Origin of the sequence: Priestia sp. FSL P4-0332 (genome assembly GCF_038005845.1) — a bacterium.
Lineage (GTDB): Bacteria > Bacillota > Bacilli > Bacillales > Bacillaceae_H > Priestia.
The window spans coordinates 4,539,539-4,552,995 of sequence record NZ_JBBOUA010000001.1; the positions used below are offsets into that span (position 1 = coordinate 4,539,539).

Consider the following 13,457-nt stretch of genomic DNA (forward strand, 5'->3'; position numbering starts at 1 on the left):
CGTAAAAAATAAAGAAAACAGTTAAGACATTATATGCGTCAAAACTGTTTTCTTTCCGACTTTAACGAACGGGAATATTTAAGATGCTTCCTTCTTCCAGCTCATATTCATCTTCTAAATTATTCACTCGTAAAATGTTTTGTACATTCGTATTATAGCGGTTTGCTATCGTATCAAGCGAATCTCCGTCTTGAACAATACAAAGCTTCCACGTTGAAAAAGCTTCTTCTTCCCGCGAAAAGAGCTTTGTTAAATAAAGGGCGTTTTCATTTCGGCCGCTTTCATTTTCTTCTTTCCGAAATTCAACAATAATCTTTTCCTCTTCTTGTTCAGCTTCTTCTTGCTCAGTCTCTTGTTGAACGTCAGCATACGTATTCAATTCACTAGCTTGCGATTCTTCGAAGCTTTCTTGCTCTTGACGAAGCTGAAAGAGCTCAATCACGTTGTCTTCTCTTTCTTCCTCGATTTGCGCCTCTTTTTTCACTTCGACTTCAAATGGTTCATATGCTTCCTCTTCATATTCCACGACCGGCTCAGCACGAGATTCTTTTTTAAATACAGATGAAAAATAACTAGGGGGCTCTTCTGAATGCTCTTCTTCAATAGCCTCTGCTTCTAAAAGTGCGGGAGCTTCACGATAGCTTACGTCAAACTCTTGTTCTTCTTGTTCCTCTTCTTCTTGAGCAACGTTTTCAGTATATACTTCTTCAGCATCGTCCACTTCTTCATAGGAGACGATGTGCTGTTCCTCCGAAAACTCTTCCTCTTCTTCTCGTTCTTCATGCTGTTCTCCGTACAACCCTGTGATGGACAAGTCAGCCATTAGCTGCAGCTGATTTGTGCCCGGCAATTCATAATCAAATAAATCAATAGATACATATACGTCTTCAATACTTTGAATACGATTTTTAGGAATGGTAATATCAACAGGAAATTGATGTGATAATTCAGCCGTTCCGTCTTCACGGACAGAGATAGATTGCACTTGATTCTCATTTGTATATTCGCGTAACGAGTGCTCTCCCTCGTACGTTTCGTATTCACCTGTTAATTGTAATGCTCCTCGAATAGACACGTATTGGTCATATTCTTGAATAGATACTTGAGGCTCTAAGGAGATAGACAAAAGTTGTGAGACTTCCTGTCCTTTTTGAAACCATACTGATTCTTCTACGGAAAAACGCAGACATGATAAATTATCCTGCGACAAATTGTTCTCCCCCTTCCAACACCCGCCAGGTAATAGCGCGGTCATTAAAGATGTATGAACAAATAAATTAAAATATGTCTTTAAAACTAAAAAAGCTTACGGAATACTCCGTAAGCTTTGATATAAAAGTCAATCTTATTTATCTGTTTATCCACGTAACTTCGAAAAAGCTTTTTCAGCTGCTGCAATTGTATGTTCAATGTCTGCATCTGTATGAGAAGTTGATAAAAACATTCCTTCGAATTGAGAAGGAGGTAAAAACACGCCTTCATTAGCCATTTCACGATAGTAAGCTGCAAAATAATCTAAATTCGATGTTTTCGCTGTTTCGTAATTTATTACCTGTTCATTTGTAAAGAAGAAACCGATCATTGAACCAGCTCGGTTCACCGTAAACGGCACATCATATTTTTCAGCTGCTGCCATCAATCCTTCTTCTAAGCGATCTGCTTTACGAATGAACTCATCGTAGGATTGAGGTGTTAGCTGCGTTAACGTCTCGTATCCAGCTGTCATCGCAAGCGGATTACCTGATAATGTACCTGCTTGATAAATCGGGCCGCTTGGTGCAACTCGCTCCATAATTTCTGCTTTACCACCGTAAGCACCTACTGGTAAACCACCACCGATTACTTTTCCTAAGCAAGTTAAGTCAGGCGTAATGTTATAGTAGCCCTGTGCACAGTTGTACGCTACGCGGAACCCTGTCATTACTTCATCAAAAATGAGCAGTGAGCCATATTCTGATGTGATATCACGAAGCCCTTGTAAGAAACCTGGCTGAGGCGGTACCACACCCATATTTCCTGCTACCGGTTCAACGATTACTCCGGCAATGTCATCTCCGAATTCTTTAAAAGCATATTGTACGCTTTCTAAATCATTGTACGGCACTGTAATCGTGTTTTTAGCGATTCCTTCAGGCACTCCCGGGCTATCTGGTAGGCCTAACGTTGCAACGCCTGAGCCAGCTTTAATTAGAAGAGAGTCACCGTGTCCATGGTAACAGCCTTCAAATTTTAAAATTTTGTTGCGGCCCGTATAGCCACGTGCTAAACGCAGTGCGCTCATCGTTGCTTCCGTACCTGAACTCACCATACGGACGATTTCGATTGAAGGAACGCGCTCAATAACAACCTTAGCAAGCTCATTTTCAATTAATGTTGGTGCACCAAAGCTTGTACCAGATTCCGTTACTTTTTTTACTGCTTCAACTACTTGATCGTTGGAATGTCCGTGAATTAAAGGTCCCCATGATAAGACGTAGTCAATATATTTGTTGCCGTCAATATCGTAAATCGTAGCGCCTTTTCCTCGTTCCATAAAAATAGGATCCATATCTACTGATTTAAATGCACGAACAGGACTGTTTACTCCACCCGGCATTAATTGCTGCGCTTCTAAAAAAGCTGCTTTTGACTTTTCATAACTTCTCATGTGTAAGCCTCCTTAATTACTTGTCAGATAACCAGCGTGCTGCGTCTTTAGCATGATACGTTACAATTAAATCCGCTCCTGCACGCTTCATGCTAATTAATTTTTCAAGAACAATCTCTTTTTCATTTACCCAGCCGTTTTGAGCTGCCGCTTTAATCATTGAATATTCACCGCTCACATTATAAGCCACTACCGGTAAATTAAACGTATTTTTCACATCGCGCATAATATCTAAATATGATAGAGCTGGTTTTACAATTAAGAAATCTGCTCCTTCTTCGACATCAGATTCTGCTTCTCGAAGTGCTTCTAAGCGATTGGCTGGGTCCATTTGATATGTTTTACGGTCTCCAAATTGAGGAGAAGAATGCGCTGCATCGCGGAATGGTCCGTAAAAAGCAGATGCATATTTAACAGCATAAGACATCACGGGCACATCTTCAAATCCACCTTCGTCTAGACCGTGGCGAATAGCTGCCACGAAACCGTCCATCATGTTTGAAGGCGCAATAATATCCGCTCCTGCTTTAGCTTGACTAACCGCTGTACGCGCTAATAAGTCAAGGCTAGGATCGTTTAAGATTTTTCCGTCTTCAATTACACCACAGTGGCCATGATCTGTGTATTGACATAAGCATGTATCTGCGATAACAACAAAGTCTGGAAAATTTTCTTTAATTTGACGAATACCTTTTTGGACAATTCCGTGGTCATGGTATGCCTGTGAGCCCACCGCATCTTTTTCAGCGGGAACACCAAATACCATAGCTGACTTGATTCCTAAATCGACTAACTCTTGGATTTCATCATTCAAGTAGTCTAAAGAAATTTGATCCACACCTGGCATTGATTTTACAGCATTTCTTTTTTGTTCACCTTCTACAATAAAAATAGGATATATAAAGTCTTCAGGATGTAAATGTGTTTCGCGTACAAGCGCACGCATATTTACAGAATTACGAAGACGACGATGACGTGTAAATTGTAAGTCTTTCATGTTAAAATCCTCCTTTATTATTCAAAACAACTAACCAACATATCTATCATACCATTTATTGTGTATGTGTTAGGAACAAGATGCTTAATTCCATACTCGCTCGCTGTTTGACTCGTAATAGGACCGATGCAAACAACTTTGGTTCTATTTATAAGCTCAAGCCAATTCGGAATATCTTTAACTGACTCGACAAAAAATCTCACTGTAGAAGAACTTGTAAAAGTAATGGCATCAATTCCTGTTTCTAAATGTTGCTTAACCAAGCGTTCAGAGTCTTGATTTTGAATGGTATGATATACAACTAGATCCGTTACCTCACACTCTTTTAACCCATCTTTTAAAACAGAGCGGGCTAATTGTCCTCGTACAAGGAGAACTCGCTCGTGATGTGACACATTTGCTTTTAACGACTCAAGAAGTGATTCCGCAACGTATTCTTTTGGAACAAGTTGCACATTAACATCGTGTTTTTCTAGCAATTTTGCGGTTTTTTCTCCAACCGCAGCCACTTTTAATCTTTTTAAAACACTCCAACTGATATTTAACTCTTTTAGCCATTCAAAGAAAAAAGAAATGCCGTTTTGACTTGTAAAAACAATCCAATCAAAACAGTCAATCGACAGCAGGACATCTTCCACTTCTTTTTCATTGTTAGAACGTACGAACGTGAGGACTGGTAAGCTTAAAGGTATGCCTCCAAGCTTTTTAACCTGCGCTGCAAATGAATGAGCCTGCTTCGCTTCTCTTGTAATCAAAACTTTTTTCAAAAAAAGAGGAGCCTCATGACTCATTATTTGTCCAGCTCCTCTTTTACACGGTCAATTAAAAGCTTAGCTCCTTGAGATGTTAAGCGCTCAGCAGCTTCTGAACCGATAGCAACGGGGTCTTTTCCCGTAATGTGCTCTTTGTAAATTGTTTTGCCATCAGGAGACGCAACTAGCGACGTTAGCTCAATGTTTCCGCCGTCCAATATACGCCCATAACCCGCAATCGGCACTTGGCATCCGCCTTCCATCTCTTTTAAAAATACGCGTTCAGCTCTAACAGCACGAGCGGTTTCATCATGATTTAGAGCTTGAAGAAGCGATAATAATTCATGGTCATTTTCTCGGCATTCGATAGCTAAAGCTCCTTGTCCCACAGCGGGAACGCTTATTTCCGGCTCTAGGTACTGAGTGACCGTATCTTTCGACCAGCCCATACGAGATAACCCTGCAGCTGCCAAGATAATCGCATCGTAATCTTCATTTTTTAATTTCTCTAGGCGTGTGTCGATATTTCCTCGAATCCATTTAATTTCGATATCTGAACGCATAGATAGAAGCTGTGCCCCTCGACGCAAGCTGCTTGTCCCAATCACAGCACCGCTTGGTAGCTCCTCAAATCGCTCACCATTTTTTGAAATAAGCGCATCACGATGATCTTCTCGTAAAGGAATACATCCAATCGTTAATCCTTCTGGCAAAACAGCCGGCATATCTTTCATACTATGAACGGCCATATCAATTTCTTTATCTAACATGGCTTGTTCAATTTCTTTTACAAAAAGACCTTTACCGCCTACTTTGGACAGCGTTACATTTAAAATTTGGTCCCCTTTTGTAACCATTTCTTTAATTTCAAACTCAAAAGGAAGACCTTGTTTTTTTAACTGTTCAATGACCCACTTGGTCTGTGTTAACGCAAGTTTGCTTCGACGAGAGCCGACAATAATTTTTCGCATGTTGTCCTCCTAATTACGAACCCCAAAAGTGAAAATTCGATAAACTGCCAAATAAAAAGAAATTAATAAGTAAGACTAAGAACAATCCAATATTCCACATTGCGATTGCCTTTCCTTGAATACCTCTACGCAGTCTAGCATACAAGTAAGCGCTGTATGCAACAAACATTAAAAATGAACCTAACACTTTTGTATCGTACCAATGAAAATCTACGTATTTAATATAAGCCCATATGATTCCTAAGATTAACGAAAGCAATAACAGCGGTACACCAATTAAAATTAATACATAGGACATGTAATCTAGCTTTGTTAAATCTTCAATTCTTAGCAAGCGCTTGCCCCACTTCTTCTTTTTCAATAAATTATACTGAACAAGATACAGGGCGGAAAAAACAAAAGAGACTGAAAAAGCGCCGTAAGATAAAATAGCCATAGTAATATGAATGATTAATAATTCTGACACAAGGCGCTCCGACTGGACAGCAGTGTATGTTTCAAGTGGAGCAAACGTATGAATAGCCATAATTAAGAAACCAATCACATTTGTAAAAAACACCATAAAATCAACGCGGAACAGGCGATTAATCACAAGTGAAAGAGTAATTAAGACCCACGCGTAAAAATAAAGCCCTTCAGAAACGGTCAAAATAGGAAACCTTCCCGTCTCAAACATTCGTAAAATTAAAAAGGCTGTTTGCAAAACCCACACAATAGAAAGTAACCAGAAGGCTATCGAGTTTGCCTTCCGGTTATTTTGTACAAAATCAATAAAATATAATAAAACGCTCACCGCGTATAAAATCACAATCAATTCATAGATTCTGGTTAATTCCATATCAACCATTATTCAATCCTCACTTAAGACTGATAAGCTACTGAATGAGACGTAATCGATGTATGAAGCTGCTCTTCTTTTTCTTTTTGCAAAGCAACTTCCTGTTCAATATTAAAAATCTTCATGAACAGCTCTAAAGACTCTTCAGCATGTTTCTCTCCAGCCAATTCTTTCGCGTGTAAAATTGGATCGCGAAGAAGTTGATTAATTATACTTTTTGTATGTTTATTTAAAACTTTACGCTCACGCTCAGATAAATCTGGAAGCTTACGATCAATGCTTTTCATCGTTTCAGCTTGAATGGTAAGTGCTTTTTGACGAAGTGCAGAAATAACAGGCACAACGCCTAATGTACCAAGCCAAGACTTGAAAGCAACAATTTCAGCTTCAAGCATAATTTCAATTTCATCCGCAGCTTTTTGACGCTCTTGCAAATTGGATTCTACAATCCCGTTTAAATCGTCGATATCATATAAAAAGACCGTCTCTAGCTCATCTAGTTCTGGATCTAAGTCACGCGGAACGGCGATGTCTACCATAAACAATGGACGACCTTTACGCGTACGCTCGGCTTCACTCATCATTTGTTTCGTTACTACATAGTCATTAGCCCCTGTTGAACTAATTAAGATATCTGCTTCGCTTAAAGCATGTTGAAGATCAGCAAATGGTTTGGCTTCTCCAGAAAAACGGTTTGCTAGCTCTTGTGCCTTTTCAAATGTTCGATTCACTACCGTTACTTTTTTAGCTCCGCTGCCATATAAATTCTGTACGGCAAGCTGACCCATTTTTCCCGCACCAAGAATCAACACATGTTTGGATGATAAGTCTCCAAAAATCTTTTTAGCAAGCTCTACGGCTGCATAGCTGACAGAAACTGCATTCGCACCAATTTCTGTTTCATGATGAGCTTTTTTGGCTAATGTCACAGCTTGTTTAAACAGCTGATTAAAAACCGTTCCAATTGTTTCTTCTTCTTGAGCAAGCAAAAAGCTTGAACGCACTTGTCCAAGAATTTGTGTTTCACCAATCACCATTGAATCTAATCCACATGCTACTCGGTATAAATGTTCGATGGCTCCATCATTTTCATAGATGGTTAAATAAGGCGAAAACTCTTCTTTATCTATTCCGAACCATTCAGCTAAAAATGCTTTTACATAATAACGGCCCGTGTGTAATTGATCAACAACAGCATAAATTTCCGTACGATTGCATGTTGAAACAATGATGTTTTCCAAAATACTTTTTTGGCCGCTTAACGTTTTCATGGCAGATGCTAGTTCTTGCTCATTAAAACTAAGCTTTTCTCTTATTTCAACAGGGGCTGTTCGAAAGTTTAAGCCGACTGCTATAATATGCATTTGTACATACCCCCTATAATTGAAATGTGCTTATTTATCCGAATTTGACGGGCAGTAACCCCTAAATTTCCAAAGAGCTACAGTGAGATAACTGCCCGTAAAATCCGGCGTTCTTCATTCTACTATTCGTAAAAAGCGGCGGACATTACACAGGTGTAAGCTTCGCCTTATCTCTAACTATTATAACATGTTCTATAAGTCATTCGAAAAAAAAATGTGAACAGTCTTTGAAAACATGTGTTAAGATATTAACTGTTATTCCGTAATAAATTGTATCAAAAAAGCAGCGTTTTATCACGTTTTCTGTTTTGAAACACCTGGAGGTTACTATGAAAAAGCAATCAATGTTTTTTGGTGTCTTACTAGTTGGATTTGGAATCTTTTTCTTACTGAATGAACTACATATGAGCATTGCAGCAAAGGTATACACGTGGCCTGTACTGTTAATTTTAATAGGAGCAGCCCTGTTAACTGAGTCTGCTTTATCTCAAGATCATTCAAACTTGCTTGCAAGCTACATATTAATCACTTTAGGTATTCATTTCTATGTAAGTGAACAAATTCCCTTTTGGCCTACGAATATTAGCATGGTCGTTTTTATGGTGGCCATTAGCTTTTTACTCAGTGCTAGAAAAGCCAAATCAGGCTTTTTCCAAGGCGGCACCCTTTTAATTATTGCCATTTTAATGATGTTTTCAGACCGTCTTAAACTATTTTTGCCAAAAGTTGAAGACGGCGTAAATTATTTAACAACCTTCTGGCCTATTTTATTGTTACTAGTTGGGCTATATTTATTATTTTTCAAACGAAAGTAATCTATGTAAACAAGTTAAAAAAATGGAACGTTTGACTCACTTCCTGTTAGAGTGATGATAAACGTTCCATTTTTTTAGATTCTATTCCTTTGTTTAGTGAGTCATGCGATACTGCAAAGATTTCCACGCTTTATCTTTTCCTTCACCTGTTTCAGATGAGAAATGAATTAATTCATCATTTGGATCTAAGTCCAGCGTTTCTCTCACTACTTTTAAGTGCTTTTGCCATTTTCCTTTAGGGATTTTATCAGCTTTCGTCGCAATAACCATAACGGGAAGGTCATGGTGCTTCAAAAACTCATACATCATAACGTCATCCTTTGAAGGGGCATGGCGTAGATCAACAATCATTAACACAGCTTTAAGCTGCTCACGATTTGTTAAATACGTTTCAATCATTTTCCCCCATGCTTCACGCTCTTTTTTAGACACTTTTGCAAATCCGTAGCCAGGTACGTCTACAAAGTGAAGGATTTCATTAATTAAAAAGAAGTTAAGCGTTTGAGTTTTTCCGGGCTTAGACGACGTACGCGCTAAGCTTTTGCGATTGAGCATCTTGTTAATAAAAGATGATTTTCCTACATTTGAACGGCCTGCTAACGCAAACTCTGGCAGGTTTTCTTTAGGATATTGTTCAGGGCGTACGGCACTGATGACAATATCGGCTTGAGTTACTTTCATTTTACCTCTCCTACTAGCGCATGTTCCAATACTTGGTCCACATGTGACACAAGAACGATGTCTAATTCCTCTTGTACACTGTCAGGGATATCTTCAATATCACGTTCATTATCATGAGGGATTAATATTTTAGTTAATCCGGCACGATGTGCACTAAGTGACTTTTCTTTTAAACCGCCGATTGGTAATACGCGACCTCTTAGTGTAATTTCTCCTGTCATTCCTACTTCTCTGCGCACTGGTTTACCCGTTAGTGCTGATACTAGAGCAGTGGCAATGGTAATTCCTGCAGAAGGTCCATCCTTTGGTACAGCTCCTTCTGGAACATGGATATGAATATCATGTTTTTCATAAAACTTTTCATCAATCCCTAGTTTCTCTGCATTTGAACGCACGTAGCTAAATGCTGCCTGAGCTGATTCTTTCATTACGTCTCCAAGCTTTCCGGTTAGCACTAGTCTTCCTTTACCAGGGGACAAGCTTACTTCAATGGCTAGCGTGTCTCCTCCTACAGTTGTGTAAGCAAGACCTGTAGCAACGCCGACTTGATCTTCCGTCTCAGCCTGTCCGTAACGGAACCTAGGCTTACCAAGGAATTCTTCAAGCGTTTTGGCCGTCACCACCACGCGCTTTTTCTCGCCTGAGACTACGATACGAGCTGCTTTTCGGCAAATGGAAGCAATTTCGCGTTCAAGGTTACGAACACCAGCTTCTCTCGTATATAAACGGATGATTGCTGTTAACGCGTCATCGCGAATCTGCAAATTGCCCTTTTGCAATCCGTGATTTTCTAGCTGGCGCAGCAATAGGTGACGCTTCGCGATTTCAAGCTTTTCCAGCTCCGTGTAACCAGCAATTTGAATAATTTCCATTCGATCGCGCAGCGGTCCCGGAATCGTAGCTAAGTTATTAGCTGTAGCCACGAACATCACTTTTGATAAATCATACGTTTCTTCTATATAGTGATCGCTGAAATTATGGTTTTGTTCAGGATCCAATACTTCTAACAAAGCAGAAGATGGGTCTCCACGGAAATCATTTGACATTTTATCGATTTCATCAAGCAGAAATACCGGATTAATCGTTCCTGCTTTTTTCATTCCTTGAATAATGCGTCCAGGCATAGCCCCCACGTACGTGCGACGATGACCGCGGATTTCTGACTCATCTCTCACACCGCCTAGAGACACTCGTACAAAATGACGATCTAGAGACGTAGCAATTGAACGGGCTAGGGATGTTTTCCCTACGCCAGGAGGTCCTGCTAAACATAAAATAGGGCCTTTAAGAGATTTTGTCAACTGCTGCACAGCTAGATATTCTAATACGCGTTCCTTCACTTTTTCAAGGCCATAGTGCTCATCGTTCAGCACTTGTTCAGCATTATGAATATTGAGCGTATCTTCCGTTTCATTTGTCCAAGGTAGCGCAATCAACCACTCGATATAATTTCGAATGACTGAGCTTTCAGCGGAGGTAGCAGGAATTTTTTCATAGCGATCCAATTCTTTAAACGCCACTTGTTTGACATGGTCCGTCATCCCACTTGCTTCAATTTTTTCGCGAAGTGTTGCTACTTCTCCCGTCTTTCCTTCTTTGTCTCCAAGCTCTTTTTGAATCGCCTTCATTTGCTCACGAAGATAATATTCTTTCTGAGTGCGTTCCATTGATTTCTTTACACGCTGTCCAATTTTTTTCTCCAGCTGCAAAACTTCTTGCTCGTCTTGAATATGAGAAATGATCGTATTTAATCTTTCTTTCACATCAGTTATTTCTAAAATTTCTTGTTTAAGCTGAATTTTTATTGGTAAATGAGAGGCTACAATATCCGCTAATCTTCCTGGTTCTTCAATGTCGCTTACGGTTGAAAGAGTTTCAACGGACACCTTTTTGGAAAGTTTTATGTATTGTTCGAAATAGTCTAAAAGCGTGCGCATCAGCGCTTTATCTTCTACATCAACCTGATGTTCTTCGTTTTGCTTTTCCACGTGCACAACAAAATATTCTTCGCTGTCTTCAAATTCTGTAACGGTTACGCGATTTAGTCCTTCTACTAAGACGCGCATCGTTCCATTCGGCAGCTTTAGCATTTGTTTAATTTTTGCTAACGTACCGGTTCTATATAAATCCTCTTTTGTTGGTTCATCGATACCCATATCTTTTTGTGATACTAAACAAACTAAGTGATCATCCATCATTGCTTTTTCTAATGCTTGTACAGATTTATCTCGCCCAACATCTAAATGAAGCACCATTGTCGGATAGACGATCAAACCTCGTAAAGGCAATAGCGGCATTGTCAATTTTTCTTTTTCTGCCATGCAATGAACACCTCCAATGCTCGTCAATTAAAGTATGTAAAGTGTGAATTCTTTTAACAATTTTATCTCATTTGTATACACATGTCTAACAATAGTAATTACTAATTGTACCATGAGAAAGAATTAAAAGGCAAAATATATCTTTTTAAGCTCTTTTCATAAAAAAACGCCTTTTTCGTTGGCTGTGTATAAAGGTTTTATACGCGAAAAAGGCGATGAATATTCATCTGACCATTAATTTTTAATTATCATGATAGAATTAGCTAGATTCTCTATTTGAAATAGCTGGATCTACCGACAAATGTGCAACATGCTCATGTACAGACAATAGTGCTTGTTCGAACACCTCTGTTAAATGATGGACAGGAATAATATCGATACCTTTTACCTTTTCTACCATTGCATTCATATTTTCCTTTGGCACAATCACGGTCTGAACGCCCGCTTGTTTTGCTGCCTTGATTTTTGGAATCACACCGCCAATTGGCTTTACGTTGCCGTGCAGACCAATTTCTCCTGTCATTGCTACCGTATGTTTAATTGGCACTTCATAAATCGCTGAGTAGATCCCTGTTGCCATCGCAATACCAGCAGAAGGTCCATCAATTGGCACGCCTCCTGGAAAGTTTACATGAATATCATACTCATCGGCTGGAACATCCATTGAACGAAGAACCGTTATGACATTTTCAATTGAGCTTTTAGCCATACTTTTACGGCGGATGGACTTCCCTTGAGTCCCTATACTTTCCTCTTCAACGATACCTGTAATAATAATGTTCCCTTTCTCTTTTGCAGGAATCGCTTTGACTTCAATTTCTAAAAGTGCTCCAGAGTTGGGCCCGTACACCGCTAATCCATTAATAAGTCCCACTTTTTCCTCATCTGCAATTTTCGGATCGTGTCTTGGAGATAGTTGACTAGAATGAACAATCCATTCAATATCTTCATTTTTAATGTCCGTTCGTTCCTCTGATATCGCTAATCCAGCCGCAATTTGCATCATATTAACCGTTTCACGTCCATTGCGTGCATATGTAGAAAAAAGAGATAAACCTTCTTCTGATATATCCATTCTTACTTTATTTGCTGCTTTTTTTGCAACTGTAATAATTTCGTCACGATCAAGCTCACGGAAAAATACCTCTACGCATCTGGAACGAATGGCAGGCGGAATTTCATTAGGCGTTCTAGTCGTCGCACCAATCAAGCGAAAGTCTGCTGGCAACCCATTTTGAAAAATATCGTGAATATGTGTCGGGATTTGTGTGTTTTCTTCGCTGTAATAGGCGCTTTCCATAAACACTTTTCGATCTTCTAGAACCTTTAACAGCTTATTCATCTGAATAGGATGGAGCTCTCCAATTTCATCAATAAATAAAATTCCCCCGTGTGCATCTGTAACCGCTCCTTGTTTTGGCTGCGGAATTCCAGCTTGGCCCATGGCACCTGCTCCTTGGTAAATAGGATCATGAACAGACCCAATCAAAGGATCAGCAATGCCCCGCTCATCAAAACGCGCCGTAGTTGCATCTAACTCTACAAATACAGCCGATTGTTTGAAAGGTGATTTTTTATTTTTTTTTGCTTCTTCTAACACTAAACGTGCTGCTGCGGTTTTTCCTACTCCAGGCGGCCCGTATACAATCACGTGCTGTGGATTAGGGCCGCAAAGGGCCGCCTTTAGTGACCGAATTCCATCCTCTTGTCCGACAATATCGGAGAAGCTAGACGGCCTTACACGTTCGGCAAGCGGCTCAGTTAAAGAGATGGCTCTCATTTTCTGCAATTGCTCCATTTCTTTCTTTGAATCCCGGTCAATTGAGACTTTTTGCGTACGCTGATTGCGTAATAAATTCCAAAAATATAAGCCAATGATGATACCAAAAAAGAGTTGGACCATTAAGGCAATATTCGTCCAGTTCATAGATAAACCTCCTGCGCAGTTTAGTAAGATAATTATCAGTTATTATCTCCCTGCAGCAGTAGGAATAAACAAGATTCTAGTAAAAAGTAAAATTTAGTTGTGCTTCATCAACAGAAAAAAGCCGGATACTCAATTTGAGTACCC

11 protein-coding genes are annotated in these 13,457 nt (G+C 39.5%); 1 reads left to right on the forward strand and 10 read right to left on the reverse strand.

Annotated elements, in window-relative coordinates:
* Positions 1–61 precede the first annotated feature (61 nt).
* From spoVID to hemA, 7 genes are all read right to left on the reverse strand, one after another.
* A complete protein-coding gene (gene spoVID, locus MKY06_RS23840) occupies positions 62–1,210 on the reverse strand; it encodes a stage VI sporulation protein D (RefSeq protein ID WP_057274063.1) in 1,149 nt (382 codons plus the stop codon).
* A 147-nt stretch (positions 1,211–1,357) separates the two neighbouring features.
* The gene (hemL, locus tag MKY06_RS23845) at positions 1,358–2,647 is read right to left on the reverse strand and encodes a glutamate-1-semialdehyde 2,1-aminomutase (RefSeq protein WP_013059357.1); all 1,290 of its coding nucleotides are present in this window, start codon (positions 2,645–2,647) and stop codon (positions 1,358–1,360) included.
* Positions 2,648–2,663: 16 nt separating this feature from the next.
* Positions 2,664–3,644: a porphobilinogen synthase gene (gene hemB / locus MKY06_RS23850; protein WP_013059358.1), complete on the reverse strand. Its 981-nt coding sequence runs from the start codon at positions 3,642–3,644 to the stop codon at positions 2,664–2,666.
* Positions 3,645–3,661: 17 nt separating this feature from the next.
* On the reverse strand, positions 3,662–4,435 hold the full coding sequence (locus tag MKY06_RS23855) for a uroporphyrinogen-III synthase (RefSeq protein ID WP_098399855.1): 774 nt from the start codon (positions 4,433–4,435) through the stop codon (positions 3,662–3,664).
* Positions 4,435–5,367, reverse strand: a complete 933-nt coding sequence (gene hemC, locus MKY06_RS23860; RefSeq protein ID WP_053487758.1) for a hydroxymethylbilane synthase — start codon at positions 5,365–5,367, stop codon at positions 4,435–4,437. Before hemC ends, MKY06_RS23855 begins: the two co-directional genes overlap by 1 nt.
* A 13-nt stretch (positions 5,368–5,380) precedes the next feature.
* Positions 5,381–6,214 carry a cytochrome C assembly family protein gene (locus tag MKY06_RS23865; RefSeq protein WP_013059361.1) on the reverse strand — a complete coding sequence of 278 codons (834 nt, stop codon included), beginning with the start codon at positions 6,212–6,214 and terminating at the stop codon, positions 5,381–5,383.
* A gap of 14 nt (positions 6,215–6,228) precedes the next feature.
* On the reverse strand, positions 6,229–7,569 hold the full coding sequence (gene hemA, locus MKY06_RS23870; RefSeq protein ID WP_013085134.1) for a glutamyl-tRNA reductase: 1,341 nt from the start codon (positions 7,567–7,569) through the stop codon (positions 6,229–6,231).
* Between the two features lie 329 nt (positions 7,570–7,898).
* Here hemA and MKY06_RS23875 point away from each other — a divergent pair, with 329 nt between their 5' ends.
* Positions 7,899–8,384 (forward strand): LiaF transmembrane domain-containing protein, encoded by a 486-nt coding sequence (locus MKY06_RS23875; protein ID WP_013059363.1) that lies wholly within the window; start codon positions 7,899–7,901, stop codon positions 8,382–8,384.
* Between the two features lie 93 nt (positions 8,385–8,477).
* Here the strand turns inward: MKY06_RS23875 and yihA are convergent, their stop codons facing one another.
* From yihA to lonB, 3 genes are all read right to left on the reverse strand, one after another.
* A complete protein-coding gene (gene yihA, locus MKY06_RS23880) occupies positions 8,478–9,065 on the reverse strand; it encodes a ribosome biogenesis GTP-binding protein YihA/YsxC (RefSeq protein ID WP_013059364.1) in 588 nt (195 codons plus the stop codon).
* Entirely contained in the window at positions 9,062–11,386 is a 2,325-nt protein-coding gene (gene lon / locus MKY06_RS23885) for an endopeptidase La (protein ID WP_016765665.1), read from the reverse strand. The genes yihA and lon overlap by 4 nt, the downstream gene beginning before the upstream one ends.
* A gap of 259 nt (positions 11,387–11,645) precedes the next feature.
* Positions 11,646–13,313 (reverse strand): ATP-dependent protease LonB, encoded by a 1,668-nt coding sequence (lonB, locus tag MKY06_RS23890; protein ID WP_029320070.1) that lies wholly within the window; start codon positions 13,311–13,313, stop codon positions 11,646–11,648.
* Positions 13,314–13,457: the final 144 nt, after the last annotated feature.